Below are 26,610 nucleotides of genomic sequence, written 5' to 3'. Positions count from 1 at the left end.
AAATTTTCTGGTCAGATGAGCCCCTCTGACGAGGGGCTCAACAAGCAGGAATTACTTGGCCTTGACGCAAGGCAAGGGAGGAAGCTCGCCCTGTGCAGCCGGGCGGGTCATCTGGTAGTTGCCGGCAAGATCCCGATAGACACGGGTGTTCCACACCTCTCCGTTGTCGAGCTGGAACTCGATGTCGTAGTTGACCCCGGAGACCACCTGGCTGCGCACCTCGCGGATGCTCTGCAGTTTGGCGGCCGTGTTCATGCGAGCCAGCACGCTGGCCAGCGCAGCCTCTCCTTCCGCATTGGGCAACGGCTGACTCTGCCAGCCACCCGCCATCGGTGCACACTCAGGCGTGGGTGACGAGGTGCTGCAGGCACTCAACAGGCCAGCAACAAGGATGGGTAACAACACACGTTTCATATCATTTTCTCCTGCCTGCAAAATGACCACCTTATCAACATCTTGCCATTATTGCAGCCCAAAAGGCTCCCGCTGCGCCCCGCTTGGACGCACCAATCGATCAGCGCCCCAGATTGTCCGCCAGCTGTTTGGCGCGGCTGGCCGCCCACTGGTCGATCATCTTCTCCATCTCCCCGGCGGTGATGGGTTCATCCTTGTGGGTGGTATCCGTGCTCTCACGGGCATCCATCACCCGCACCAGCAGCTTGCCGCTCTGGGAGTCGAGCAGCTGGGCCATGCTGCCCACCTTGAGCAGATAAGGCTCCTTGCCGATCACTTCGCGGGTGACATTGATGGCGATCTTGGCTGGCAGCAGGTCACGCAGCTTGGGGTCGGGGCGGGTCAGGTCGAAGTTGGTGACGGCGGCCTGGATCCGCATCACTTTCGGGCCGGGGGCGGTGGCGATCTTGACGCCCTGCTTGATCAGCTCGCTTTGGAACTTGTCGTGGTAGTAGCGGCCAATCTGGTTCTGTTCGTTGGCGGTCAGCAGATACCACTGGCCGTTCTCCTGCCGGATAAACTGCAGCGGATCGAGCAGCACTTCATTGTATTGGCGCAGGTCAACGCCCGGCTCCTTGTAGACGCGCTGATTGGGGTTGCTCTCGCTCTGCTGGAAGGCAGTCAGCGGGATCGCCTGCAAGCTGTGGGATACCTGATTCTTGACGGCGCAACCACCCAGAAGGGCCGCAGCCACGGCAACCATCACGACCTTTTTCATATTTGCTCCTGCATTTTACTGTTTGTTTTTGCTGTGGATTTCGCACCACATGGCTGGAGAACCCGTGCCGGATGCCGCCAATATCACAGAGAAATAACCTATTCATCACCTTCCCACAAGGGACAGATCAGGATTGTTCAGCTCACATCCAAGTTGTCACAATTGAGGCACTTTTGTACAGGGTCAGCCAGGGTATGAACGGCAATCTGGCGAGGGTTCGGTTGTTTAATCCGGCTAAATGGGGCTGCGAAAAGCGCTCAGGTTTTTTCAAACGATGCGAGCCCGCGGGCGGCGTGAGTTGAACGGGGGAATGCCCTGGAACGGGCGATGACCGATCATCAGCCATCTTGCGCAAACTTGCCTGCCGCCGGAGAAGCGGCAGGCTCATTCATCAATTATCGAGATCCCAGGGGCACAGCTTGACCAGCCCCTCTTTGCCGCTGGCGACGATCGCCTGCTGCACCATCCGTTTGTAGCGATTCTTGATATGGGCGGGCAACGCGGGCACCAGCAGCCGCTCGTCAAACTCCGGCAGCGGGCGATCCGGCAGCACCGCCTGCTCCTGCGGGCTGAGGGGCGGCCGGGAGGCCATATTGCTGGCCGAAATGGTGGGTGTGCCCACCAACATCTGGCGTTGCAGCGGCGCGCTCAGCAGAAAATCCACCAGCAGGTAGGCGGCCTTGAGCCGTGCGGGATCATCGCCGACATGGCGGGCGATGGAGATCGCATCGAGGGCATAGATGGCCCCCTCCTGCACCATGGCGATCCGCCACTGCTGATCGTTCTGCTTGTTGCACTCCACCAGCTCCAGCCCCCAGGTGGTGGCAAAGGTCTGCTGGCGCAGATCCTCACAGCGGTTGGCCTGATTGAACCAGAAGCCGCGACTGGCTCGCAGCCGCTGCGAGAGCTGCTGCTCCACCTCTTGCTGCAAGGTCTTGTCGGCCAGCATCTCGCCGCTGGCAAACAGGGCGGGCGACTTGCCCAGCGAGAGCAGCACCGAAAAGAGCAGCGGCTCGAACTGGTCGCAGAACTCGGCAAACTGGCCCGACGGCGAGCTGTTGGCGAGCACCTGCCAACTGGTGGGCGCTTGCGGCACCTGCTTGCTGTCATAGGCGAGGCTGAACATGGCGTAGGAGAAGGGCACCGAGTAGTTGCGCTCCCCCTGCTTGTCATACTCGGTGTTCTTGAGGGCGGGCTTCACCTCGGCGTAGTGCTGCAGGCGACTGAAATCGATGGGGAGCAGCAGCTTGAACAGCGGCTGGTGATGGGCCTTGTAGAAGTAGCTGGTCGGCAGCACCACATCGGCGCTGCGGGTGCGCAGGGCGCGGTAGACGCTGTCGAAATCGGTCAGCAGCGGCTCGATCCGGCTGACCGTCGCCTCCACCCCATGGGTTTTGGCGTAGTCGGCAAACTGTTGTTCATACCCCGCAGGCAGATAGCCCCACTCCAGCAATTTGAGCTGAACCGGGGCCGCCAGCGTCGGGGTCATCCCCAACAACCAGCAAAGAGGCAGTAGACGCATGGCCGGGCACTCCTGACAGGCAAACCTTGTTGGAGTATAGGCCCATGCGCCGACTCGTCAGGCCACCAGCTCGGCGCCCATGCTCGCCAGAATGGAGAGGCTGACCACCGCAAACAGCACGCCGGTCACCAGATTGAGCGGTCGCTGCACCCGCAGCAGCAGGCGCTGGGCACGATCGGTGGAGAGGCTCCACGCCAGCAGCCCGAACCAGCAGAGGGAGATGATGAAGAGCTCGCCCACCAGCAGGCTGCGGGTCATCCCATCCACCTCTGGCGTCACCATGGCGGCCAACAGACCGATAAAGAACACCAGCGCCTTGGGGTTGAGCAGATTGGTGGCAAGGCCAGTGCGCACGCCCCTGCCCCAGCCGCGCAGCTCGTTGGCGGCGCTGGCCATCACTGTACTGCTCTGCTGGCGAGCCGCCATCAGGGCGCCCCACCCCAACCAGCCCAGATAGAGGGCGCCGCAGCACTTGATCACCATAAACAGCAGCGGGTGACTGGCGATCAGCATGCTGATCCCGGTCAGGCTCAGGGTGGCATGTACCATGATCGCCAGCGAGATGCCCAGCGCCGCGCCAAGAGCGGTCGGCCGGTGCAGGCTGGTACGCAGGATCAGGGCGAAATCGGGGCCGGGGCTGGCCAGTGCAATCAGATGCATCAGGCCGAGGGTAACGAACAGACTGGTCAGCATAATAACTCTCGCTTTAACGACGGAGAGCCAGCATGGCGGATCAGCGGGGGGCGCGGCTTGTAAAAGATTGCATCTGGGCACGAAATTCGGCGGGTGTCAGACCGAATGCCTGGCGAAAACCGTGGTGGAAGTGACTCTGATCGAAGAAGCCGACCACCAGCGCCACCTCGCTCACCGCCATGCCGCTCGCCAGCAGCCGCTTGCCCTGCTCCAGCCGCAGCCGTTTCAGCCAGGCATAGGGGGTCATGCCGCTGCGCTTCTTGAACTGGCGCAGGAAGGCGAAGCGGTCGAGCCCAAGCAGCCCCGCCAGCTCTTCCAGCGAGTGGGGCTCGTCGAGGGCAGCCATCAGGTAGTCGCGCAGGAATCGCAGTTGGGGATCCGCCAACTGGTGTACCTCGGGGGCCAGATGCAGCAGCTCCCCCAGCAGGGCAAGCAGCTGACTCTCGATCAGCAGGCCATCGGCCTTGGGGTTGTCGAGATAGCCGTGCAGCTGGGCAAAGCCCTGGTAGAGGTCGGGGCGGCTCTGCAATCCCTTGTCGAAGAAGGGTTCCGGCTGCTCCGGCAGCCAGAGCGCCAGCTGCTGGGGATCGATGGCGAAGACCCGTACCTCATACCCTTCCGGCAGCAGGCTAAGGCCGTCGTGCACCTCGTCCGGGTTAACGGTAGAGAGCACCCCGCGCACCAGATGGTGGCTGTTCCCCTTGTGGATAAACTTCTGGCCACCCCGCTGCACCAGCCCGATATGGTAGTCGAGATGGACATGGCGACCGTAGCTGAACGCCCTGTGGTGGGAGTGTGACAGCTCGACCCCCGGCAGTTGCGGGGATTGCCAGTAGCGGATGAGGGAATCGGTGGTATTCATGGGTTATAGATACACCAGAAGCGGGCCTTGGACTTGTAGATTATTGCACGCAACCCCCTCTCAACGCCCCCACAGCCGCGGGGTTGGCTCCACCAGTGAGGCGAGCGGCACCCGCTCCACCATCTGACGCATACGCTGCACCAGTTCGGGATTGCCATCCCCCAGCGACTTATTCAGCACGATATGCACCTGCAGCGGGGTGACCGGCAGGTAGATGAGGCGGGTCGCCGCAGGGAGCTTGGCACGAAAATGGTTGGCGGAAATATCGTTGGAGAAGAGCGCGGCATCGATGCGCCCACGCAGCAACTTCTGCATGTTGCCATGCTCCCAGCTGAGCTGGGAGAGGGTGTCGATATGGATCTGCGGATGCTGCAACAGCGGCGGCACGATCGCCTGACTCGACCAGCCGATGGTAGTGCCGTAGAGATCTTCCTGCCGTTCGACCGAGTGAAGTCGCGATGGCACCAGTACCACCAGCACCGGCCGCAGCAGCAACAGGTGGGGGTCGATATAGCGAAAGTGACGAGCACGCTCGGGACTGTAACTCAGCAGCGGGGTCAGATCGCACTCGCCGCTCTCGAGGTTGCTGAGCAGCCGCGCCACATTGAGCCCCTGCCACTCGATGGTACGCCCGATCGCGGGTTCGATATGACGGCGAAAGTAGTCGATCACCGGCCCGGAGACCTTGCCCTGCTGATCAATGGTGACCAGCGGCGCCAGCTGAAAGACGCATCCCCGCAGTGGCGCGTTGATCGCCACAGCCTGGCTGATGGTCATAAGAGGGAGAAGAAGTGCCGATAGCAGTAATACCAAACGCGTGCCCGAACGAGAGATGCCCATAAGTGCCGACCCGATGCCCTGATAGCCATCAGCATGGCACAAGGCAAAGGGGCGGGCTATCCGCTCCCGCCGAGCTTCGGCCTCTTGCGCCACCGACTCCCATGACCAATGAGCCCCGTTTTATTGCGGTGAAAATCAATAATTCCGCTGCTTTGATGGATTTTGGTCTCTTGAGATATAGTGCGGCCCCATTCATCAAACCGGCGGGTGAGCGCCCAGCCGGACAGGTAGATTCATGAGACTGTTTTTGCTGTTGTTGTCGTTGTTTGCTGCGACCGTAAGTTCTGATGAAAAGCCGCGCCTGCCCTATTACGACTGGGGTCGCTGCCCGTTTGAGGGTTGTACCTATTAGTCGTGGACCACCAAGCAAGAGGTGATCGTCAGAGCCGAACCATCCCTGACAGCCAAAGCGCTGTTCCGGCTACCCCGCGGCCAGCAGGTGGAAGGGCTGACCGGGGTCGTCATTACCGAACAACCGGGGATCGTCGAAATACTCAGATCGGTCAAGCTGGGCTATGGCAAGGAGGGAAAAGGGCCGCTGTTGAATATGAAGGCAGGGGAAACGCTTTATATCCTCGGCGGACTGGGCGAAGGCAATAGCCTGTTCTGGTACAAGGGCAAAACCTACATTCTCGATTATGACTATGCGCGCAAAGAGATCAGATACGGCCGGTCACCGCAGAACCAGTGGTGGGTAAGAATTCGGGACAAGCAGGGGCGTGAGGGTTGGGTTGCCGAAGCCAAAAACTTTGCCCATATGGACCGTTTCGAATAGTGATAGCCAGCCCCCCGAGATCGGGGAGCTGGCCGTGGATGACTCACTGCTTGGGTTGCAGCTTCATCTCTTGCAGATATTCCAGCACCTGGGTTTTGTAGTCCGCCTGATAGGAGAACTTGGTGCTGTCGCACGCCGCGATCAGGTTCACCGCGGTGCAGAACAGGGTTGCTGCCAGCAGCCCCTTGCCAACCCACTGCGGATAACGACGGCTCCAGCGCACCAGCAACAGCAGGATCGGGAACAAGGCGTAGGGGAAGATCAGCATCAGGTGCCAGTAGTTGAAGATGATGGGCGAGAGCGCCGCACTCACCAGCACCGCCAGCACCGCCGCCAGCGCATAGAGACCGAGCCAGCTTTCACCATCCACTGGCGCGCGATCGCTGCGCAGCAGACGCGGCTTGAGTTCGCGCCACAGCTGCCAGTTGGCCTTGGCCGCCAGCAGCACAGTCGCCGAGCCTACCCCGTAAATCACCACCCGCCACAGCCAGACTGCCGCCATCTGCAGGTATTCGTGCCCCGCCAGCCAGATGAATTGGGTGTCATTGACCAGCTTGCTGGCAAACAGCCAGGAGCCGTAGCGCAGCCAGTAGAGCACTGATTTCAGCACCGGATAGACATGCACCAGCCCCCAGCCGATATAGCGCTGGCGCGCCTCGGGATCGACGTTCTGGGTGATGTGGCTGTTGCTCATCACTTCCATGGCGTAAGGGATCAGGGAGGCACCAATCAGCAGGGTAGCCACCACCACCCCGCTCCAGCTCACCTTGAGAATGCGGCGCCAGAACAGATAGGTGGACATTACCGCCAGCAGCGGCCAGGAGTAGTGCAGCTGCATCGCCATGCCGATGGCCAGCAGGTGAACGATCATGTGCCAGAAGGAGGCCCGCTCGCGCATATGCCAGGCAGACCAGCAGTGCATGGCCGAGAAAAGGAACAGATAGGAGGGGTTGTAGAGCAGACTCTCGTACTGGAACCAGGGGTTGAGCCAGCAGAGCACCAGAAACAGCAGACGCACCCTGTCATCAAACACCTGGCGGATCACCGCATCAAACAGCAGGAAACCGACCAACCGCATCGCCAGCAGCAACACCATGGGGGCATAGGGAGAATCCCACAGCAGAAGCGGCCCGCCAATCAGCCAGGCCGACAAGCTCCCCGGCACATTGCCCACCGCACTCGCCGCATTGCCATAGCTGAGCCAGACCCCCTCATAAGCCCCAAGGTAACCCTTGTAAAGCATCTGGGTCTGGTCGCCGGTGAGGAGTTGGTGGCTAAAGAACAACCAAGATAACATCAGCCCAGACAAAATAACGGCCCCAAACATCATCTTGCTGTAGCGCTCACTAAACACAACCATCAAATTCATACCAACCAGAAAAATTTGACTGGAACTTTAACAGTTATTCACCAATGTTTCCCAACTGCAACTCACATTTTATCATCGACATCAAGCGTTAAGAATGAATGCAAAAAGTGTATCATTCCTTAACTCCTGAAGCGAAATAGCTCTTTTTGATATTCATATAGAAACCCCAACATACCCTTATGTTTTGATTTCAGGAATACTAATCCGTTTGAGCGTTTCCAACTATGTTGGAACCAGTGTGTTACATATCTATCTGGGTGTGGAGTATAATTTATTTTTTCGCCACTATAATCATAAAAATAATGTTTATCAAAAACCCCAACATTTTCCACAATAGATTCATTTTTAATAATATGGGTCATAATATCAGGCCCCATATAGAGCTCTGAATTCATGATTTCATTCTCGTAGAAATGGATCAACCGTGCTAATGTAGAAGAATCCTGCTTGGCGTAAATTATTGCCGTACCAATTCTATCACCCTCTTCATAACCAACCCCAAAATTATAGTCATGAAAAATACCAAACGGATTTTTATTTATTGTAACATCCGTATCCATATATAGACCACCCTCTTCAGCAAGAATTTTCAAGCGAAGATAATCAGTCACAAAAGCATAGAGACCCTTTTCATAGCATCGCCTGGAAAATTCACACCCAGCGATCCAATTTTTTATTTTAGGGTCACAATCTAACCATAGCTTATATTTGTACCCCTGCTTACTCCAATCATCAATACATACATGTGCAAGTGGTGGCAAGCGGTCTCCCAACCATATTGCATGTATTTTATCACAACCTATTTCTACATTATTTTTTGTAGTTTTCATGTTACCCCTTCTGATTTTTATATTTTTTATTCCAAAAATACATTCTTACAAAGCGATAAAATCTATATATTTCTCGAGATGCCTTAAAAAGTAGTGGCACCTTAGCCAAGGCTACCTTGTTTTGAATTCCACTCTCCATATCACCGGGACTATATATTGCATATGGTAGCACACCGACTGACTGGACTTTGTGTCGATATGACTCACCAATAAAGTTATCTACTGAACATAGCCATCTGCTACTGCAACCAACCAGCTTTCTAGCTCCTTCAGGATTAATACTATATCCCGTCGTCCACCTAACATTATTATGCCAGAGCATTGTTTGTATTCCATGCTCATATTCCAGTGCCGTCGCGTCACCGATCTGCGGCTCCAGCTTCAAATACTCATATTTTTCATGTAGTTTAGGTAGGGCTTCGAATATATCACAGAAATATCTTGTCGGTAGAAAATCATCCTCAAGGACAATTATCGGCTCATTTAGCTCTATGCATTTCTCCCATAGTAAATAATGACTTGCATAGCAACCTTTCTCACCAGGAGTCAGTGGACGACTTCTTAATAATTTTCGGTGCATATCATCTGGACACCCTTGTAATCTTTCTGGCAGTCCAGCAAAACCATTTATTGCATCAAAAAATTCAAACTCAACATCAAGTTCTGCCAAAACTCGCTTAACTCGCTCACGGCGAGACTCAGCATTTTTTAAGCTGACAATAAAAATTTTCATATATTATATTCGTCCAATTTATTTCGGCGAGATTGATATTCAAGAAAGTCACTATATAATGCAAATGAATACACTGTTCCCATAAAGGTATTGAAAACCCATTGACCTGAACGCATATACAAGAACGATTCAAAATTGTTAATTATTAGCCAATAGATCAAGAAACTAATGGCAATACCTTTTATTAAGGTAGGAGCATTACTCCTCACAGCCTTGTATACAGGATAGCACATCAGTACATAGGTGAATACGAGCCCCATTGCACCATAAGAAACTGCAGTTTCAAAATTTGAATTATGCAGATGTCTAAATTCCGCCTTAATATAGTCAGGCAAAACAGTTGACTGAGTAATCACTAAAGAACGGCTGCCATCACCAGTACCAAAAATAGGATGAGAATAAAACCAATTAATCGCTTCCAGCCATGTCTGTAGCCTGACACCAATACTTATATCTTTCACCTCCCGCCAGTTCCCTGATAACATGTTATGTAAATCACCTGGATGTGAAAAGCCAGCATAAATACGATTATGAACAAAATCAACATGATATATGAGAATTCCGATGACGAATAATATACCATATAGCATGATAATCTTTCTGAGTGAAACCCTGTCTCTAAAATAAGCATACAACAATGGTATCAAAAATATAGATATGAAAACTGCCAGCCAAGATTGTCTTGACTGTAACATCATCAACAATGCCCCTAAAAGAACCAAAAACAAACATGATATTGAAACAACAATACCTTTGTTATTTATTTTTCGTGGCGCAATAGTATATATAAACCAAAGTGTACAAATGAAAGCTGCGCCTATTATCAAGGAACCATGCTGCGCATTTCTATAGCCAAAGTCTACTCGACTACCGTGCATTCCAATTATAAATTGTTCAAAAAAATCAGAGTAATAAAACAACGTAAAAACACTACCAACAGAAAATGCAAGTAGTGTCACGATAGATCGCTTAAGTGACCCCTTTAGCCAAAAAGCCACGACAAGAAACACCATTAAATAAGAAAACGGTTTGAGATTAGGAGTAGGCTGTGCGAGTTCAGGTATAGTTCTAGTTGACATAAACCAGCTTGCGAACTGAATTACTCCTCCAATTACTAGCAACCAAAATACTACATTTCTGGAAAAAAAATCCCGATACACTGCTATTGCCACCAAACCACCAATAATCATAACGGTTTGAAAGAAATCGCCAACAACCTGAAATGAATCTTTAAACATCACGTAGCATATAATGGAGAGAAACATTAATGATGAGCAACGCTCACTCTCCAAGTATCGCTTTATAGAGTCTGTCATACCTATTAATTACCTTGAGTATGGCAGGAAGCTATCAGTTCACTTCCTGAACACATAATTCCCGCGAATTTTGCGCCACAATCCGAACACATCGGTTCGGGGGAAGATAGCAATCCGGCGGATCTGGAAAGGGTCCTGGTGCATCGCTTTGGGGCCGCTATTGGTAGCGACGGCAAAACGATACCCAGCGGCGATAGCCTGCTCCTTGGCACTCTCGTTCATATCTCCGTAAGGGTAGGCGAACGAGAGCAGCGGATGGCCAAGCAGGGCCTCCAGTTGGCGTTTATTCTCCTGAATTTCATGGGCTTGTTGTTCGGGTGTGATCTTGCTCAAGCGGGGGTGAGTCAGGGTATGACCACCAATTTCCACATGACCGCTGGCGGCCAGCGCCTTGACCTGCTCACCACTCATCAATGAGACCTTGGTGTCCGGATTGGTCGGATGCTCCACATCCCAACGGTTATAGCCTTCACCGGTAACCACGTACACCACGGCTTTGTAACCATATTTTTCCAGCAGTGGCAGCATGCGGGTCAGGTTGTCCTGATAGCCGTCATCGGCGGTGATCATCAGGTACTTCTTGCCGTATTGCAGACGGTGGATAAAGCCTTTGTCCGCCAAATCGCGGAAAGTCAGGGTTTCGTAGCCTAGCCACTTCATCAGTCGCAGATGCTTCTCGAACATGGTGATCGGCATCCAGGTGCCATGCACCCCTTTCTCGCTATCCTGCTCGATAAAACGGTGGTACATGATAACCGGCATCTCGCGGCGCAGGGTTTCGACTACAGCATCCTGATAGATGGCTTCGAGGCCGGAGACCACCCCCTGCAAGCCATACTCATCCTGAATGCGTTGGCGAATGACTTCCGGCACCGTCTTGCTGGCCAAGGCGGTCTCGATTTCTCCCTTCAGGGCAGCAAAATCGATAGCCAGATCCTTGGGGCCGATATCGCCAAAATTACTCGCCAGCGCCTCGTCCAGATTCTGTTCGGTCACCAGACCAATGGCCCTAGCTTCACCAATGGCAAAGGCGGGCCGACCACAGAGCAGTGCTTCCATCGCCACCCGACCGGCACCTATCACCAAATCGCTGCCAGCCAGCAGAGCGGGAACATCATCGACGTACCCAACAAACTCGGCACGGCCTTCGAAACGGGCAAAGCGCTCAGGCACCTTGGTACCACTGACAATCCGCACCTTGCAGGCATCCAGATCGAGTACCTCGTCGAGCAGACGGTAACAGAGCTCCCCTTTGGGGCCGCTCAAACGGCCAATGATGGCAATCACCGGCTTTGGATTATCCGGCGCAGGCACAAGCTGGAATTTGTCGGTTTCGATACCGTTGCGCAGCACCTGCACAATCGCGGGATCCACTCCCAGATTGTCGACTATCTGATGGGCAATATCTTCACAAACGGCAACCGCCCGATAGCCGAGTGCATGGAACGCCTTGCGCGAAGCGTGCACCGGCTGGCGACCATGCACCGTGGTGATCATCGGGGTGCCAGTCAGCTTGCAAGCCACATAGCTGCTCCAGCCGGAAGCGCGGGAGTGAGCATGCACCAACTGGATATGGTGCTTTTTGATGAAATAGATAAGGTAAAAGACGTGCCAGAAACGGCGCAAGATGCTGCGCTTGTTGAATCGAAGCTTGAAGACGGGGCCAAGGGTCGGCTTGGTCAGGGTATCTGACACATAAAAGACGTTGTGACCACGCTGGGTCAGTTCGTTACCGACCGTGGTGGCATAGACCTCAGCTCCCGTTACCTCGAGCTGGGAGAGTGCCATCAATATATTCATCGCGCGGTTACCCGGTTGAGAAGAGAGGAACGGCAAGCAGCCACAGAGACCAGAAACCGGAAGCAGGCGAGTGCCCACTTCCGGTTTTGCGCTCAAACTGCCGCGTTGTGCTCACCTGTTAGCGGTTGAGCCAGGCCATGTAATCCGCTACCCCTTCGGCAACGGTTTTGAACTCGGCGTCATAACCCACGCTGCGCAGCTTGGTCATGTCAGCCTGGGTAAAGCTCTGGTAGCGCCCCTTGAGGTGATCCGGGAAGGGGATGTATTCGATAGAACCCTTCTGATGATGCTTGATCACCGCTTCGGCCACGTTCTGGAATGGCTCGGCACGGCCGGTACCGCAGTTGAAGATGCCGGAATGCTGCGGGTTCTGCCAGAACCAGAGGTTTACCTTGCAGACGTCGTCAATATAGATGAAGTCACGCATCTGACCACCGTTCGGGAAGCCATCGCAACCTTCGAACAGCTTGGGATTCTCGCCCTTCTTCACCTGGGTATTGAGGTGGAAGGCGACGGAAGCCATTGAGCCTTTGTGCTGCTCGCGCGGGCCGTAGACGTTGAAGTACTTGAGGCCAACGACCTGAGAGTTGATCTCCGGCATCCAGCGGCGCACGTACTGGTCAAACAACTGCTTGGAGTAGCCGTAGACGTTGAGCGGCTGTTCGAACTTGGGATCTTCGATGAAGTTGTCGTTGCGGCCACCGTAGGTAGCGGCAGAAGAGGCGTAAATGAACGGAATTTCACGCTCGATGCAGTAGTGGAACAGATCCTTGGAGTACTCGTAGTTGACCTCCATGATGAACTTGCCGTTCCACTCGGTGGTAGCAGAGCAGGCGCCTTCGTGGAAGATCACCTCGATGCCGTTGTCCCACTCTTCAAACTCGTCACCGGAGACGATGCGCGCCTGAAACTCGTCCTTGTCCATGTAGTCAGCGATGGTCAGATCGACCAGGTTGACGAACTTGGTGCCGTCGGTCAGGTCATCAATGACCACGATATCGGTCCGTCCTTGAGCGTTCAGCTGCTTGACCAGATTGCTGCCGATAAAGCCAGCACCGCCAGTTACTACGATCATGGAGTTTGCCTCTCGTACGTTGATGGCTACATGTGACTGCTTGTTAAAGCTGTGTATAGTGAGCCAATTTGAAATTGCCGAAAAGTTTATCACGGGCCGTCCGGGGATTCGACCTTGTTCAAAACTGCCCCGAGCGGAACCTGTTGGAGGAATGAGTGATGAAAACCAGAGACAGGATCATTCACAGCGCGACCGAGCTGTTCAACGATCAGGGTGAACGCAACATCACCACCAACCATATTGCGGCGCACATGGGTATCAGCCCGGGCAACCTCTACTACCACTTCCGCAATAAAGAAGACATCATCCACTCCATCTTCGACCAGTATGCCCGTCACCTGAGCGAGAGCTTCGTGCCGACCCGCAACCGTGAGATCACCCTGCAGGATCTGATGGGCTATCTCGATGCCATCTTCTATCTGATGTGGCAGTTCCGCTTCTTCTACGCCAACCTGCCGGACATCCTGAGTCGTGACGAACCGCTGCAACAGAAGTACCTCAAGGCCCAGGAGCAGATGCGTTCTTCCGTGGTCGCGCTGCTCAGAAGCCTGCGCGAAGGGGGCATTATCGATGTCAGCGATGAAGACCTGCCGGATCTGGGACAGACCATCAAGATGGTGGTGACCTGCTGGATCCCCTTCCAGATTGCCCAGGCCCCCAACACCCGCATCACCAAACCGCTGCTCTATCAGGGGGTATTGAAGGTGCTGTTCCTGCTGCGCCCCTATGTGCAACCCCAGGTAGCCGGACAGATCCAGCAGCTGGAGCAGCACTACCGCCAGCTGGCCCAACCAGCTGGGTGAGATCTGTTTCACATTTGTTGAATATCAGCACAATCATTTGAATTTACCGCAACAGATTGCAGTAAAATGTCGCCCTCTGTTGATACGCAGCTGAAATAGCCACTAAGGATCGAGGATGTCTAACGGATTCTATCGTCACCTGACCGAGCAACTGAACCAGGTGCAAGCTGAAGGGTTGTACAAGCAGGAGCGCATCATCACCTCCGCCCAGCAGGCCAGCATCGCCGTCGGCGGTGAGCAGGTACTGAACTTCTGTGCCAACAACTATCTTGGGCTGGCCAACCACCCGGATCTGATCGCTGCCGCCCATCAGGGACTCGACAGCCATGGCTTCGGCATGGCCTCGGTGCGCTTCATCTGTGGCACCCAGGATCAGCACAAAGCGCTGGAGCAGAAGATGTCTGCCTTCCTCGGCACCGAAGACACCATCCTCTACTCCTCCTGTTTCGATGCCAATGGCGGTCTGTTCGAGACCCTTTTCGGCGCCGAAGATGCCATCATCTCCGATGCCCTCAACCACGCCTCCATCATCGACGGCGTGCGGCTGTGCAAGGCCAAGCGTTATCGCTACGCCAACAACGACATGGCCGAGCTGGAAGCCCAGCTCAAACAGGCTGACGCCGACGGCGCCCGCTTCAAGCTGATCGCCACCGACGGTGTCTTCTCCATGGATGGCGTCATCGCCGACCTCAAATCCATCTGCGATCTGGCAGACAAATACGATGCGCTGGTGATGGTGGATGACTCCCACGCCGTCGGCTTTATCGGCGAAAACGGTCGTGGCACCCACGAATATTGCGGCGTGATGGATCGGGTCGACATCATCACCGGCACCTTGGGCAAGGCGCTCGGCGGCGCATCCGGCGGCTATACCTCCGGCAAGAAAGAGGTGATCGACTGGCTGCGTCAGCGCTCCCGCCCGTACCTCTTCTCCAACTCGCTGGCCCCCTCCATCGTTGCCGCCACCATCAAGGTGATCGACATGCTGGCGGAAGGTCACGACCTGCGTGCCCGCCTGAAAGAGAACAGCCGTTACTTCCGCGAGCGGATGAGCGCCGCCGGTTTCACCTTGGCAGGCGCCGACCACGCCATCATTCCGGTGATGCTGGGGGATGCCAAACTGGCCTCCGAAATGGCAAGCCGCATGCTGGCAGCCGGCATCTATGTGGTGGGCTTCTCCTTCCCGGTCGTGCCCAAGGGCCAGGCGCGCATTCGCACCCAGATGTCTGCCGCTCACACCCGCGAGCAGCTGGACAAGGCGATCGACGCCTTTATCCGCATCGGCCGTGAACTCGGCGTTATCTGATTTGAATCAAGGGGCTGCAGCCCCTTTTTTCTGCATTCATATTGAAGGAACAGCCATGAAAGCACTCTCCAAACTGCACAAAGAGGTCGGCATCTGGATGACGGATGTGCCAGCCCCCGAGCTCGGCCACAACGACCTGCTGATCAAGATCCGCAAAACCGCCATCTGCGGCACCGATATCCACATCTACAACTGGGACGAGTGGTCCCAGAAGACCATTCCGGTACCCATGGTGGTCGGCCACGAATATGTCGGCGAAGTGGTCGCCATCGGTCAGGAGGTGCGCGGCTTCGCTATCGGCGATCGGGTCTCCGGCGAAGGGCACATCACCTGCGGTCACTGCCGCAACTGCCGCGCCGGGCGCACTCACCTCTGCCGCAACACCATTGGCGTTGGCGTCAACCGCCCGGGCGCCTTTGCCGAGTATCTGGTGATCCCCGCATTCAACGCCTTCAAGCTGCCGGACAACATCCCGGACGAGCTGGCTGCCATCTTCGACCCGTTCGGCAATGCGGTGCACACCGCCCTCTCCTTCGATCTGGTGGGTGAAGATGTGCTCATCACCGGGGCAGGCCCCATCGGCATCATGGCCGCCGCCGTCTGCCGCCATGTGGGTGCGCGCCACGTGGTGATCACCGACGTCAACGAATATCGGCTGGAGCTGGCCCGCAAGATGGGCGCCACCCGCGCGGTCAACGTGGCCAAGGAGAAGCTGGCCGACGTGATGAGCGAGCTGGGCATGACCGAAGGCTTCGACGTGGGGCTGGAGATGTCCGGAGTCCCGAGCGCCTTCCAGGAGATGCTCGACAAGATGAACCATGGCGGCAAGATCGCCATGCTTGGCATCCCCCCCTCCACCATGGCCATCGACTGGAACAAGGTGATCTTCAAGGGGCTGTTTATCAAAGGGATCTATGGCCGCGAGATGTTCGAGACCTGGTACAAAATGGCCAGCCTGATCCAGTCCGGGCTGGATCTCTCCCCCATCATCACCCACAGATTCCACATCGACGAATTCCAGCAGGGGTTCGATGCGATGCGCTCCGGCCACTCCGGCAAGGTGATCCTGAGCTGGGATAAATAACCCTTTTCACCCTTTGGTTACTCGAAACCCGGCGAATGCCGGGTTTCTTTTTATCTCCACCACCAGAATTGCCGTGAGATCGCCCAAAACTTTGTACGCAGAGTGTTTAACACTTCACACACAAGCGTTTAAATGGCTGTAACTATTCGGTTATAATCCCGTCGTTTACATGGATAATAAAAGACTGCTGGGAGTATATGAGCGTGTTGAAAAAACTGAGCTATTTGCTGGCTGTCGGGATGACGGCCGCCAGCTTGTCTGGGGCAGTGCTTGCTGCCGATGAGATGTCACCGGAGGCTATTGCCGAGCGGATCAAACCAATCGGTCAGGTCTATACCGCCAAGGATCTGGAAGGTATTGCCGGCGCGAGTGCTGCACCGACGGCGGCCGCCTCTTCCGGTCCCCGCGATGGCGAAACGGTATACAAGGGCGCCTGCTTTGCCTGTCACGACACCGGCGCCGCTGGTGCCCCCAAACGGGGTGACAAGGCAGCCTGGGATCCTCGCATCGCCCAGGGCATTGATACTCTCAAGAAACATGCCATTGAAGGCTTTACCGGCAAGTCCGGCATGATGCCTCCGCGCGGCACCTGTGCGAACTGTAGTGATGAAGAGATTGAAAACGCCATCCACTACATGATCGACAAGCTGTAAGTATTTGAAAGGGCCGCAATTGCGGCCCTTTCAATCTATCGGCTTCCGACTACTCTTGTAAGGTAGACATATCGGGAGTTGCACATGTCGTCCCAATCCATCGAACCCCACTACTCAACTCCTCTGTTGGCGTTGGTCTCTGCCATTATGGACTTCCCGGCGTCACAAACCGCCACGTCTGACGATTACGATTCCCTGATCCAGCAGATTGACCAACTCTGCCCGCTGCAACATTTCGGCATGCTGGGCCTCTCCGATACCGGTCTGAACTGGCTTTACGCCTACAAGGTCAGCGATATCTTCAAGCAACAGCTGGGCCGTGAGCAGTCCCGCATCACCGATCAGCTCACCCAGCTGGATGAGGCCGAAGGGTGGTGCGTCTTCCCCATTGAGCATGGCCAGATACAGTGGTTGCTGGCTCGCGGCACCCCTGCCGACCTGCCGACCCTGCGTCTGCTGCTGGAGTGTCTGGCCAAACGGCTGACCGAAACCCAGGCGGGATCCCATCTCACCGAGCTCCCTTCACCGCTGATCCGCAAAGACCCGAACTGGAAAAAGAAAATCGAGAGCATCAGCCGCATCATGCGGCTCGCCAATACCCTGCCGGCTCAGGCGCTCTTCTCCCAGCTGGAAGCGGTACTGCGCCAGATGCTCACCATCGAGGACATGCTGCTGGTCAGGCTAACCAGTCAGAAGCTGGAAAAGATCTACCCCGCCCATCCCCATCAGGGAGACGAGTTCATCAGCGGCTTATGCCACAGCACCAGCAATATCGAGGTGAGCAGGGAGTCACGCTACTGGCACAGCATGCCGCTGCGGCTGCAACAACAGTACTTCGCCCACTTCATCATCAGCACGGCTCAACCGCTGGAGACCGACGACAAGCTGTTTCTCGACTTCCTGCGTGGCCAGCTCACCCTGCTGCTGGAGCTGAGACGGATCCGCCAGCAGCTCAACGACATCAATACCGAGGACTCCATCAACCAGCGGCTGCAACAGCTGCGTCAGACCAACCTCAGGCTGCAAAAGCAGCTCAAGCAGCATCAGGAGCTGGAACGGCGGCTGCAATTCGATGCGCTTCACGACCCGCTGACCCAGCTGCCCAACCGCGCGCTGTTGATGAACCACCTCAACCACGCCATGACCCACTACAACCGCTACAAATCGCCGGGATTCGCGGTGATTTTTATCGATGTGGATCACTTCAAGCAGATCAATGACACCCTGGGCCACAGCGCTGGCGATCAGCTGCTCAAGGAGGTGAGCCGCCGCCTGCAGACCTGCATCCGGCAAAATGATCTGGTGGCCAGACTGGGGGGCGACGAGTTCGTTATCTATCTGGACAGCAGCAAGAGCGACGATGACATCAGCCCGGTACTCAACCGCATTATCAGCCGTCTCTCCTACCCGTTCCGGCTACTCGGCAACGAGTTGAGCATTACCGTCAGCCTTGGGGTATCGAGCGTCTCCGAGCAAACCTCAGATATCAGCCAGCTGCTCCATCAGGCCGATCTGGCCATGTATCAGGCCAAACGCAATGGTCGCAGTCGCATCGTCAGCTACTCGGATGATTGCATCAACCAGAACTGGAATTCGCCGGAAGAGATGCTGGCCAGAGCCCTGCGGGAGGGGCGTATCGTCCCCTATTTCCAGCCGGTGATCCGGCTGCAGGATAGCCGCCTGACCGGACTGGAGGTGATGGCGCGCTGGCTGACCGAGGAGGGGATTCTGAAGGATGCGTTCGACTTTATTCCGCTGGCAGAGCAGTGCGGTCTGATACTGGAGCTGGATTACCAGATCCTGCGCCACACCTGTCAGCAACTGAAGAACTGGCTGCCAATCTCCGGGCAGAGCAAGTTCAAGGTCGCCATCAATCTGTCGGGCAAGCATCTGGTCAACCATGACCACATCATGCGCCTAATGGGAATTATCGAAGAGGAAGGGGTCGCCCCCGGCTATCTGATTTTTGAATTCAACGAGCGGGAGCTGTCGCGGCAAGATTCCGATGCGCTGGCATCCCTGCATGACCTGAGGGCCAAGGGTATCCAGATCAGCCTCGATGATTTCGGTACCGGCTTCTCCTCCCTCAACGCCCTGTTCCACTTCCCGGTGGATTACATCAAGGTGGATGACAGCTTTACCCAGCGGATGCTGCAATCGCCCAAAGATTTGGCGCTGATCCGCGCCATGCGTGATATCTGTCAGGATCTCGATTACACCCTGGTGGTCGAGGGGATCGAGAACCAGCAGCAGTTGCAGAAGCTGATTGATATTGGCTGCCGGATGGGGCAAGGGCGCTATATCTCACCGCCCATGCCTGGAGCAGACATAGTACCGCTACTGACCCCGGCCAATCCTTAGGGTTAATCCTTCTTGAACAACGCCCGCAGGTTAGCAACACCGACCTGCCCCTTCTGCTGGCGCTCCTCGGCCGTCACCTTCTTCTGGTTTTCCCACTCCAGATCATCCTGTGGCAGCTCCAGCAGGAAGCGGCTCGGCTCCGGACGCACCGACTCGCCGTACTGACGCCGCTCCTTGCAAAGAGTAAAGGTCAGCTCGGTCTGGGCACGGGTAATGCCCACATAGGCGAGACGCCGTTCCTCCTCGACATTATCTTCATCGATGCTGGTCTGGTGGGGCAGCAAGCCCTCTTCCATCCCAACCATGTAGACATAGGGAAACTCCAGCCCCTTGGAGGCGTGCAGCGTCATCAACTGCACCTGATCAGCGTCATCCTCCCCCTCGTTGCGCTCCATCATGTCACGCAGGGTGAGGCGAGTGACCACCTGTGCCAGCGTCATCGACTCCTCCAGCTCATCCCCCTCCAACATCTCGGTGATCCAGCGATAGAGGGTAGAGACGTTCTGCATCCGCATCTCGGCTGCTTTCGGGCTGGGCGAGGTCTCGTAGAGCCACTCTTCGTAGTGGATCTCCTTGATCATGTCCCGCACCGCCTCCACTGGATTGCCGCGCAACGCCTCATCGCCAAGGCGTACCAACCAGTTGGTGAATGCCTGCAGGGCCACGAGGCCACGCCCGGAGAGGTGCTGTTCCAGCCCCAGCTCGAAGCTGGCGGCAAACAGGCTCTTGCCGCGCTGATTGGCGTATTGGCCAAGCTTTTCGAGGGTAGTGGGGCCAATCTCGCGGCGCGGCAGGTTGACCACCCGCAGGAAGGCGGTGTCCTCGTCCGGGTTCACCAGCAGCTTGAGGTAGGCCATGATGTCCTTGATCTCGGTGCGGGAGAAAAACGAGGTGCCGCCGGAGATGCGATAGGGAATCCGGTTGGTCATCAGCGCCTTCTCGAAGATGCGCGACTGATGGTTGCCCCGATAGAGGATGGCGTAATCCTTGAACCGGGTGCGGTTCATGAACTTGTGGCCCATCATTTCCGCGGCGATGCGCTCCGCCTCGTGCTCCTCGTTCTTGGCAAACAGCACCTTGACCGGCACCCCGTAATCGAGCTCGGAGAAGAGCGCCTTGTCGAACACATGGGGGTTGTTGGCGATCAGGATGTTGGCGCACTTGAGAATGCGCCCCTTGGAGCGGTAGTTCTGCTCCAGCTTGATGAGCCGCAAGTTCGGAAAGTCTTCATTCAGCAGCACCAGATTCTGCGGCTTGGCACCTCGCCAGGAGTAGATGGACTGGTCATCGTCCCCAACCACGGTGAAGCGGGCACGCTCACCGACGATCTGCTTCACCAGCTCGTACTGGCTGGTGTTGGTGTCCTGATACTCGTCGACCAGCAGGTAGCGGATCTTGTTCTGCCAGCGGGTGCGCACCTCCTCGTTGCTCTTGAGCAGCAGGGTCGGCATCACGATGAGATCGTCAAAATCCAGCGCGTTATAGGCCACCATCTGGCGGTGATAACGCTCGTAGAGCTGGGCCATCAGCACCTCTTCCGGGCCACGGGCAATGCGCATGGCGCGGGCAGGCAGAATAAGGTCGTTCTTCCAGTTGGAGATCTGGGTAATGAGGGCCGAGAGCTTGTCTTTGTCGTTGTCGAGCTCTGTCTCGGTCAATTCTTTCAGCAGCGCCAGCTGGTCGGTATCGTCGAACAGGGAGAAGTTCGCCTTGAGATTCAGGCTCTTGTGCTCCCGGCGGATGATCTCGAGCCCCAGAGTATGGAAGGTGGAGACCATCAGCCCCCGCGCCTCCTTGCGCCCCAAAGTCTGGCCGACCCGCTCCTTCATCTCCCGCGCAGCCTTGTTGGTAAAGGTAACTGCGGCGATGTTGCGCGCGTTGTAACCACACTGCTGCACCAGATAGGCAATCTTGTTGGTGATGACGCGGGTCTTGCCCGATCCGGCACCCGCCAGCACCAGGCAAGGGCCGGAAACATACTTGACCGCTTCGTTCTGATTGGGGTTGAGCTTCATGGGCCGGATCTCTTGGCTTATGATGAGGGGCGGCATTGTACCAGAAATCACCCGACGAGCCGTACCTGCTGCACGGCAGGCAACCGCCTATCGGGCTTATCGCGCCTTGTGTTCGAGCGCTATTTTCAGGATCATGGCCGACCTTTCGAGATGATGACTTTTTCCAGATGATGAGGGGAGTATGAATCAGCAACAGCATGACCAACTGCGCAGCCAGTTTCCGGCCTTGGCGCAGGCGGTAAACGGCCACCCTCTGGTCTATCTGGACAATGCCGCCACCACCCAGAAGCCGCACGCGGTACTGGATGCCATCGCTCACTACTATCGGGCCGACAACGCCAACGTGCACCGTGCTGCTCACGCCCTGAGCGGCCGCGCGACCCGCGCCTTCGAAGATGCCCGCGAGACGGTCGCCCGCTTTATCAATGCGCCCCGCAGCCACGAAGTTATCTGGACCCGTGGTACCACAGAAGCGATCAATCTGGTAGCCCAGAGCTGGGGGATGAGCGAGCTCAAGGCGGGGGACGAAATCATCCTCAGCACGCTGGAGCATCACGCCAATATCGTCCCGTGGCAACTGGTCGCCCAGCGTACCGGCGCGGTGATCCGGGTTATCCCGCTCGATGAGCGGGGCGATCTCGATCTGGATGCCTATCATGCCATGCTGGGGCCACGCACCCGGCTGGTGAGCGTGGCCCACGTCTCCAATGCCCTCGGCACCGTCAATCCAGTCAAAGAGATAGTGGCTGCCGCCAAAGTGGCCGGCGCCCTGACCCTGATCGACGGCGCCCAGGCAGTGGCACATCTCGAGGTGGATGTGCAGGCCATCGGTTGCGACTTCTACGCCTTCTCCGGCCACAAGCTCTATGGCCCGACCGGCATTGGCGTGTTGTGGGGCCGCACCGAGCTATTGGAACGGATGCCGCCCTGGCAAGCCGGTGGCGAGATGATCGATCGCGTCAGTTTCAGCGGCACCACCTTCAATACCCTGCCCTTCAAATTCGAGGCGGGCACCCCCCATATTGTTGGTGCTATCGGCCTCGCCGCTGCCATCGACTTTATGATGGCGCAAGACCGAAGCTCATTAGCCAAGCATGAAGAGGCGCTGACCAACTATCTGGTCGCAGGCCTGCAACAGGTGCCGGGGCTGCGCCTGATCGGCGAACCCAATCAGCGCGCCGGTGCAGCCTCTTTCTTGCTCGACGACATCCACCCGCAAGATGCCGCTACCCTGCTCGACATGCAGGGGATCGCCCTGCGAGTCGGCCATCACTGCGCCATGCCGCTGATGGAGTCACTCGGGATCGGCGGCACCATGCGCGCCTCGCTGGCCTGCTACAACAACCGGGACGATGTCGACGCCCTGCTGGCCGCCCTGCACAAACTCAGTGACTTCTTCTAAGGCAGACAACCGAATGAGTGACCTCGCAAGCTATACCCAGATTGGCATTGAGCCCAACGCCGACACCATCCGCCAGCAGTTTGCCGCAGCTCACGGCTGGGAGAACCAGTACCGGCTCATCATCCAGCTCGGCAAACAGCTGCCAGCGCTACCCGGCGAATGGCAGCAGGAGGAGTTTCGCCTCAAGGGGTGTGAAAGCCAGGCTTGGCTGAAGGGAGAACAAAGCGAGGATGGCTGCTGGCACTTTGCCTGTGATTCCGATGCCCGCATCGTTCGGGGCCTCATCTTCATCGTGCTGGCGGCACTCAACCACCAATCGTCTGCGGCGATCCAGGCTTTTGATATAGAAGGGTATTTCAGCGAACTTGGGCTTGAGAAACACTTGAGCCCGTCACGAGGCAACGGGCTCAGAGCGATCGTGCTGGCGATCCGGGAGCGAGCGGTCTAACCCACCTCGTCCAGTGGTCGATTAGGCTTCGCTAGTCGACCCGGCATCTTCATTCCCGGCCTCTTTCTCGGCGCGGGCACCCCGCTCGGCAATCTTCTTCAATACCCGGGACGCGGCAACCAGCCCAAAGGTTGCCGTCACAGGCGTCACGGCGCCAAAACCGGAGGCGCAATCCATCTTCATAGTGCCATCGCTGGCTGCCTTGGCCTGGCAAGTGCCACCATTGCCATCCGGATAGCTCAGCTGCTCGGTTGAGAAGACACACTCCACCCCGAATTTGCGCGCCGGATTCTTGCTGAAGTTGTGCAATCGGCGCAGATCGGAGCGCACCTTGGCCGCCAACGGGTCTTGAATAGTCTTGGCCAAATCGGCCACAGTGATCTGGGTCGGATCCATCTGCCCGCCAGCACCACCCGCCACAATCACCGGGATCTTGTTGCGCTTGCAGAAGGCAATCAGCGCCACCTTGGCCTTGACCGAATCGATGGCATCCACCACATAGTCAAACTCCCGCTTGATATGCTCGGCTAGATTATCAGCGGTGACGAAATCGTCCACCTCGATCACTTCGCAATCAGGATTGATGGCGCGAATACGCTCGGCCATCACCTCGGTTTTGAGGCGACCAACCGTACCCTGCATGGCGTGGATCTGGCGATTGGTGTTGGTGATGCAGATATCATCCATGTCGATCAGGGTGATCTGGTTGATGCCGGCGCGGGCCAGCGCCTCGGCAGCCCAGGAGCCAACGCCGCCGATCCCGACCACACAGACCTTGGCCTGGCTAAAGGAACGCAAGGCGTTCTGACCATAAAGACGGGCAATGCCCCCGAATCGCTGTAGATACTCTGCTTTCATACCACCACCTTGCTTGAGGGCGGCCATTATAACGGCAACCACCGCCAGCCGCGATGGCATAACCGGAGAAAATCAGGGAGGGAAAACAGAGAAAACGGCAGAGAAGAGAGAATGAACGGTCAATTATCAGGCGATTTGCGGATTTTCAGGCAATAAAAAACCCCGCTCGATGAGCGGGGTTTCTTGTATTGGGTGCCTGGCAGTGTCCTACTCTCGCATGGCGAATGCCACACTACCATCGGCGCTACCGCGTTTCACTTCTGAGTTCGGCATGGGATCAGGTGGTTCCACGGCGCTATGGCCGCCAGGCAAATTCTTCAATCTGAGAAAGCTGACGTGACTAGTGATGTTGCGCCTGGCTTGTCACTATCACTGAATTTTGAGTAGTTCGCTTGGTATTTGCTACAAGCCTTAGAACACTTCTTGGGTGTTGTATGGTTAAGCCTCACGGGTAATTAGTATGGGTTAGCTCAACACATCACTGCGCTTACACACCCCACCTATCAACGTTGTGGTCTCCAACGGCCCTTTAGGACCCTCAAGGGGTCAGGGATGACTCATCTCAGGGCTCGCTTCCCGCTTAGATGCTTTCAGCGGTTATCGATTCCGAACTTAGCTACCGGGCAGTGCCACTGGCGTGACAACCCGAACACCAGAGGTTCGTTCACTCCGGTCCTCTCGTACTAGGAGCAACTCCCTTCAATCATCCAACGCCCACGGCAGATAGGGACCGAACTGTCTCACGACGTTCTGAACCCAGCTCGCGTACCACTTTAAATGGCGAACAGCCATACCCTTGGGACCGACTTCAGCCCCAGGATGTGATGAGCCGACATCGAGGTGCCAAACACCGCCGTCGATATGAACTCTTGGGCGGTATCAGCCTGTTATCCCCGGAGTACCTTTTATCCGTTGAGCGATGGCCCTTCCATTCAGAACCACCGGATCACTATGACCTACTTTCGTACCTGCTCGACCTGTCCGTCTCGCAGTTAAGCTGGCTTATGCCATTGCACTAACCTCCTGATGTCCGACCAGGATTAGCCAACCTTCGTGCTCCTCCGTTACTCTTTGGGAGGAGACCGCCCCAGTCAAACTACCCACCAGGCACTGTCCGCGAGCCCGATTCAGGGCCCTGCGTTAGAACATCAAACATACAAGGGTGGTATTTCAAGGACGGCTCCAGCGCAACTGGCGTCACGCCTTCAAAGCCTCCCACCTATCCTACACATGTAGGTTCAATGTTCAGTGCCAAGCTGTAGTAAAGGTTCACGGGGTCTTTCCGTCTAGCCGCGGGTACACCGCATCTTCACGGCGAATTCGATTTCACTGAGTCTCGGGTGGAGACAGCATGGCCATGGTTACACCATTCGTGCAGGTCGGAACTTACCCGACAAGGAATTTCGCTACCTTAGGACCGTTATAGTTACGGCCGCCGTTTACCGGGGCTTCGATCAAGAGCTTCGCTTGCGCTAACCCCATCAATTAACCTTCCGGCACCGGGCAGGTGTCACACCCTATACGTCCACTTTCGTGTTTGCAGAGTGCTGTGTTTTTGATAAACAGTCCCAGCCATCTGGTCACTGCGACTCCCGACAGCTCCATCCGCAAGGGACTTCACCATCAAGAGCGAACCTTCTCCCGAAGTTACGGTTCTATTTTGCCTAGTTCCTTCACCCGAGTTCTCTCAAGCGCCTTGGTATTCTCTACCCGACCACCTGTGTCGGTTTGGGGTACGATGACTTGTAATCTGAAGCTTAGAGGCTTTTCCTGGAAGCAGGGCATCAATGGCTTCCACACCGTAGTGTGTTCGTCTCGTGTCTCAGCGTTGTGTCTGCGGATTTGCCTACAAACACCACCTACGCACTTTCACCAGGACAACCGTCGCCTGGCCCACCTAGCCTTCTCCGTCCCCCCATCGCAATTACAAGTCGTGCAGGAATATTAACCTGCTTCCCATCGACTACGCCTTTCGGCCTCGCCTTAGGGGTCGACTCACCCTGCCCCGATTAACGTTGGACAGGAACCCTTGGTCTTCCGGCGAGGAGGCTTTTCACCCCCTTTATCGTTACTTACGTCAGCATTCGCACTTCTGATATCTCCAGCATACCTCTCGATACACCTTCGCAGACTTACAGAACGCTCCCCTACCACTCACACATAAGTGTGAATCCGCGGCTTCGGTGCCTGGTTTGAGCCCCGTTACATCTTCCGCGCAGGCCGACTCGACTAGTGAGCTATTACGCTTTCTTTAAATGATGGCTGCTTCTAAGCCAACATCCTAGCTGTCTGAGCCTTCCCACATCGTTTCCCACTTAACCAGAACTTTGGGACCTTAGCCGGCGGTCTGGGTTGTTTCCCTCTTCACGACGGACGTTAGCACCCGCCGTGTGTCTCCCGGATATTACTTACTGGTATTCGGAGTTTGCATGGGGTTGGTAAGTCGGGATGACCCCCTAGCCCAAACAGTGCTCTACCCCCAGTAGTATTCGTCCGAGGCGCTACCTAAATAGCTTTCGGGGAGAACCAGCTATCTCCGAGTTTGATTGGCCTTTCACCCCCAGCCACAGGTCATCCCCTAACTTTGCAACGTTAGTGGGTTCGGTCCTCCAGTTGATGTTACTCAACCTTCAACCTGCCCATGGCTAGATCACCCGGTTTCGGGTCTACACCTTGCAACTAGACGCCCAGTTA

General features: G+C 56.1%; 22 protein-coding genes and 2 rRNA genes (1 of these 24 only partly in view). 8 read left to right on the top strand and 16 right to left on the bottom strand.

From position 1 onward, the window contains the following. Positions 1-51 precede the first annotated feature (51 nt). The 6 genes from I6L41_RS17040 to I6L41_RS17015 all read right to left on the bottom strand — a co-directional run bounded on the left by I6L41_RS17040 (position 52) and on the right by I6L41_RS17015 (position 5,025). On the bottom strand, positions 52-414 hold the full coding sequence (locus I6L41_RS17040) for a cystatin domain-containing protein (RefSeq protein WP_042054283.1): 363 nt from the start codon (positions 412-414) through the stop codon (positions 52-54). 100 nt (positions 415-514) lie between these two features. Further along, positions 515-1,171 carry a DUF3313 domain-containing protein gene (locus tag I6L41_RS17035; protein ID WP_110304241.1) on the bottom strand — a complete coding sequence of 219 codons (657 nt, stop codon included), beginning with the start codon at positions 1,169-1,171 and terminating at the stop codon, positions 515-517. Positions 1,172-1,562: 391 nt separating this feature from the next. Continuing rightward, positions 1,563-2,693, bottom strand: a complete 1,131-nt coding sequence (locus I6L41_RS17030; RefSeq protein ID WP_216960233.1) for a PotD/PotF family extracellular solute-binding protein — start codon at positions 2,691-2,693, stop codon at positions 1,563-1,565. 57 nt (positions 2,694-2,750) lie between these two features. Then, a complete protein-coding gene (locus I6L41_RS17025; protein WP_058059345.1) occupies positions 2,751-3,386 on the bottom strand; it encodes a LysE family translocator in 636 nt (211 codons plus the stop codon). A gap of 40 nt (positions 3,387-3,426) precedes the next feature. Continuing rightward, entirely contained in the window at positions 3,427-4,248 is an 822-nt protein-coding gene (locus I6L41_RS17020) for an AraC family transcriptional regulator (RefSeq protein WP_216960229.1), read from the bottom strand. Between the two features lie 60 nt (positions 4,249-4,308). Next, positions 4,309-5,025, bottom strand: a complete 717-nt coding sequence (locus I6L41_RS17015) for an ABC transporter substrate-binding protein (RefSeq protein WP_216960226.1) — start codon at positions 5,023-5,025, stop codon at positions 4,309-4,311. Positions 5,026-5,461: 436 nt separating this feature from the next. On the opposite strand from I6L41_RS17015, the gene I6L41_RS17010 reads away from it, so the two are divergent. Then, complete coding sequence (locus I6L41_RS17010) at positions 5,462-5,863, top strand: hypothetical protein (protein WP_254203321.1); 402 nt, start codon at positions 5,462-5,464, stop codon at positions 5,861-5,863. Positions 5,864-5,906: 43 nt separating this feature from the next. Here I6L41_RS17010 and I6L41_RS17005 read toward each other — a convergent pair whose 3' ends face one another. The 6 genes from I6L41_RS17005 to rfaD all read right to left on the bottom strand — a co-directional run bounded on the left by I6L41_RS17005 (position 5,907) and on the right by rfaD (position 12,986). After that, complete coding sequence (locus tag I6L41_RS17005; RefSeq protein WP_083243847.1) at positions 5,907-7,106, bottom strand: 3-deoxy-D-manno-octulosonic acid transferase; 1,200 nt, start codon at positions 7,104-7,106, stop codon at positions 5,907-5,909. A gap of 245 nt (positions 7,107-7,351) precedes the next feature. Then, positions 7,352-8,062: a glycosyltransferase family 32 protein gene (locus I6L41_RS17000; protein WP_216960224.1), complete on the bottom strand. Its 711-nt coding sequence runs from the start codon at positions 8,060-8,062 to the stop codon at positions 7,352-7,354. A 1-nt stretch (position 8,063) separates the two neighbouring features. Then, the gene (locus tag I6L41_RS16995; protein WP_139408931.1) at positions 8,064-8,795 is read right to left on the bottom strand and encodes a glycosyltransferase family 25 protein; all 732 of its coding nucleotides are present in this window, start codon (positions 8,793-8,795) and stop codon (positions 8,064-8,066) included. After that, a complete protein-coding gene (locus tag I6L41_RS16990; protein ID WP_216960221.1) occupies positions 8,792-10,111 on the bottom strand; it encodes an O-antigen ligase in 1,320 nt (439 codons plus the stop codon). The genes I6L41_RS16995 and I6L41_RS16990 overlap by 4 nt, the downstream gene beginning before the upstream one ends. Before the next feature lie 39 nt (positions 10,112-10,150). Next, on the bottom strand, positions 10,151-11,911 hold the full coding sequence (locus I6L41_RS16985; protein ID WP_216960218.1) for a polysaccharide deacetylase family protein: 1,761 nt from the start codon (positions 11,909-11,911) through the stop codon (positions 10,151-10,153). A gap of 118 nt (positions 11,912-12,029) precedes the next feature. Beyond that, positions 12,030-12,986, bottom strand: a complete 957-nt coding sequence (gene rfaD, locus I6L41_RS16980) for an ADP-glyceromanno-heptose 6-epimerase (RefSeq protein ID WP_040069912.1) — start codon at positions 12,984-12,986, stop codon at positions 12,030-12,032. Positions 12,987-13,144: 158 nt separating this feature from the next. Here rfaD and I6L41_RS16975 point away from each other — a divergent pair, with 158 nt between their 5' ends. The 5 genes from I6L41_RS16975 (at position 13,145) to I6L41_RS16955 (ending at position 19,193) form a co-directional block, all read left to right on the top strand. Beyond that, positions 13,145-13,789: a TetR/AcrR family transcriptional regulator gene (locus I6L41_RS16975; protein WP_005340848.1), complete on the top strand. Its 645-nt coding sequence runs from the start codon at positions 13,145-13,147 to the stop codon at positions 13,787-13,789. 115 nt (positions 13,790-13,904) lie between these two features. Next, on the top strand, positions 13,905-15,095 hold the full coding sequence (locus I6L41_RS16970; RefSeq protein ID WP_005342487.1) for a glycine C-acetyltransferase: 1,191 nt from the start codon (positions 13,905-13,907) through the stop codon (positions 15,093-15,095). Between the two features lie 55 nt (positions 15,096-15,150). Then, entirely contained in the window at positions 15,151-16,179 is a 1,029-nt protein-coding gene (gene tdh, locus I6L41_RS16965; protein WP_005340852.1) for an L-threonine 3-dehydrogenase, read from the top strand. Positions 16,180-16,376: 197 nt separating this feature from the next. Then, positions 16,377-16,832 (top strand): cytochrome c5 family protein, encoded by a 456-nt coding sequence (locus tag I6L41_RS16960; protein ID WP_041234042.1) that lies wholly within the window; start codon positions 16,377-16,379, stop codon positions 16,830-16,832. Positions 16,833-16,916: 84 nt separating this feature from the next. Next, entirely contained in the window at positions 16,917-19,193 is a 2,277-nt protein-coding gene (locus I6L41_RS16955; protein ID WP_216960215.1) for a bifunctional diguanylate cyclase/phosphodiesterase, read from the top strand. 2 nt (positions 19,194-19,195) lie between these two features. Here the strand turns inward: I6L41_RS16955 and rep are convergent, their stop codons facing one another. Beyond that, on the bottom strand, positions 19,196-21,208 hold the full coding sequence (gene rep / locus I6L41_RS16950; protein WP_216960212.1) for a DNA helicase Rep: 2,013 nt from the start codon (positions 21,206-21,208) through the stop codon (positions 19,196-19,198). Positions 21,209-21,389: 181 nt separating this feature from the next. Between rep and I6L41_RS16945 the strand changes: the two genes are divergently transcribed. Together I6L41_RS16945 and I6L41_RS16940 are read left to right on the top strand one after the other, a co-directional pair. Beyond that, positions 21,390-22,610: a cysteine desulfurase gene (locus tag I6L41_RS16945; protein ID WP_216960209.1), complete on the top strand. Its 1,221-nt coding sequence runs from the start codon at positions 21,390-21,392 to the stop codon at positions 22,608-22,610. A 13-nt stretch (positions 22,611-22,623) separates the two neighbouring features. Beyond that, positions 22,624-23,058: a SufE family protein gene (locus I6L41_RS16940; RefSeq protein WP_216960206.1), complete on the top strand. Its 435-nt coding sequence runs from the start codon at positions 22,624-22,626 to the stop codon at positions 23,056-23,058. 21 nt (positions 23,059-23,079) lie between these two features. Here I6L41_RS16940 and tcdA read toward each other — a convergent pair whose 3' ends face one another. From tcdA to I6L41_RS16925, 3 genes are all read right to left on the bottom strand, one after another. Further along, positions 23,080-23,916 (bottom strand): tRNA cyclic N6-threonylcarbamoyladenosine(37) synthase TcdA, encoded by an 837-nt coding sequence (gene tcdA / locus I6L41_RS16935; protein WP_215802458.1) that lies wholly within the window; start codon positions 23,914-23,916, stop codon positions 23,080-23,082. Between the two features lie 194 nt (positions 23,917-24,110). Next, positions 24,111-24,225, bottom strand: a 5S ribosomal RNA gene (gene rrf, locus I6L41_RS16930). A 125-nt stretch (positions 24,226-24,350) separates the two neighbouring features. Then, a 23S ribosomal RNA gene (locus I6L41_RS16925) occupies positions 24,351-26,610 on the bottom strand (it continues 630 nt past the right edge of the window).

It is taken from the genome of Aeromonas sp. FDAARGOS 1411, assembly GCF_019047125.1.
Taxonomy (GTDB): Bacteria; Pseudomonadota; Gammaproteobacteria; order Enterobacterales; family Aeromonadaceae; genus Aeromonas; species Aeromonas veronii.
Note: the sequence above shows the minus strand (reverse complement) of the source record. Positions and strands in the feature narration are given on the sequence as shown.

What these genes read in the sequence shown, in the direction of transcription:
- I6L41_RS17025 (WP_058059345.1), bottom strand. Translation starts at nt 3,386, where the DNA reads ATGCTGACCAGTCTGTTCGTTACCCTCGGCCTGATGCATCTGATTGCA.
- I6L41_RS17005 (WP_083243847.1), bottom strand. Translation starts at nt 7,106, where the DNA reads ATGCTTTACAAGGGTTACCTTGGGGCTTATGAGGGGGTCTGGCTCAGC.
- tcdA (WP_215802458.1), bottom strand. Translation starts at nt 23,916, where the DNA reads ATGAAAGCAGAGTATCTACAGCGATTCGGGGGCATTGCCCGTCTTTAT.
- I6L41_RS16945 (WP_216960209.1), top strand. Translation starts at nt 21,390, where the DNA reads ATGAATCAGCAACAGCATGACCAACTGCGCAGCCAGTTTCCGGCCTTG.
- I6L41_RS16985 (WP_216960218.1), bottom strand. Translation starts at nt 11,911, where the DNA reads ATGAATATATTGATGGCACTCTCCCAGCTCGAGGTAACGGGAGCTGAG.
- I6L41_RS16990 (WP_216960221.1), bottom strand. Translation starts at nt 10,111, where the DNA reads ATGACAGACTCTATAAAGCGATACTTGGAGAGTGAGCGTTGCTCATCA.
- tdh (WP_005340852.1), top strand. Translation starts at nt 15,151, where the DNA reads ATGAAAGCACTCTCCAAACTGCACAAAGAGGTCGGCATCTGGATGACG.
- I6L41_RS17015 (WP_216960226.1), bottom strand. Translation starts at nt 5,025, where the DNA reads ATGACCATCAGCCAGGCTGTGGCGATCAACGCGCCACTGCGGGGATGC.
- I6L41_RS17020 (WP_216960229.1), bottom strand. Translation starts at nt 4,248, where the DNA reads ATGAATACCACCGATTCCCTCATCCGCTACTGGCAATCCCCGCAACTG.
- I6L41_RS16970 (WP_005342487.1), top strand. Translation starts at nt 13,905, where the DNA reads ATGTCTAACGGATTCTATCGTCACCTGACCGAGCAACTGAACCAGGTG.
- I6L41_RS17030 (WP_216960233.1), bottom strand. Translation starts at nt 2,693, where the DNA reads ATGCGTCTACTGCCTCTTTGCTGGTTGTTGGGGATGACCCCGACGCTG.
- I6L41_RS16995 (WP_139408931.1), bottom strand. Translation starts at nt 8,795, where the DNA reads ATGAAAATTTTTATTGTCAGCTTAAAAAATGCTGAGTCTCGCCGTGAG.
- I6L41_RS16940 (WP_216960206.1), top strand. Translation starts at nt 22,624, where the DNA reads ATGAGTGACCTCGCAAGCTATACCCAGATTGGCATTGAGCCCAACGCC.
- rfaD (WP_040069912.1), bottom strand. Translation starts at nt 12,986, where the DNA reads ATGATCGTAGTAACTGGCGGTGCTGGCTTTATCGGCAGCAATCTGGTC.
- I6L41_RS16975 (WP_005340848.1), top strand. Translation starts at nt 13,145, where the DNA reads ATGAAAACCAGAGACAGGATCATTCACAGCGCGACCGAGCTGTTCAAC.
- rep (WP_216960212.1), bottom strand. Translation starts at nt 21,208, where the DNA reads ATGAAGCTCAACCCCAATCAGAACGAAGCGGTCAAGTATGTTTCCGGC.
- I6L41_RS16955 (WP_216960215.1), top strand. Translation starts at nt 16,917, where the DNA reads ATGTCGTCCCAATCCATCGAACCCCACTACTCAACTCCTCTGTTGGCG.
- I6L41_RS16960 (WP_041234042.1), top strand. Translation starts at nt 16,377, where the DNA reads ATGAGCGTGTTGAAAAAACTGAGCTATTTGCTGGCTGTCGGGATGACG.
- I6L41_RS17040 (WP_042054283.1), bottom strand. Translation starts at nt 414, where the DNA reads ATGAAACGTGTGTTGTTACCCATCCTTGTTGCTGGCCTGTTGAGTGCC.
- I6L41_RS17000 (WP_216960224.1), bottom strand. Translation starts at nt 8,062, where the DNA reads ATGAAAACTACAAAAAATAATGTAGAAATAGGTTGTGATAAAATACAT.
- I6L41_RS17035 (WP_110304241.1), bottom strand. Translation starts at nt 1,171, where the DNA reads ATGAAAAAGGTCGTGATGGTTGCCGTGGCTGCGGCCCTTCTGGGTGGT.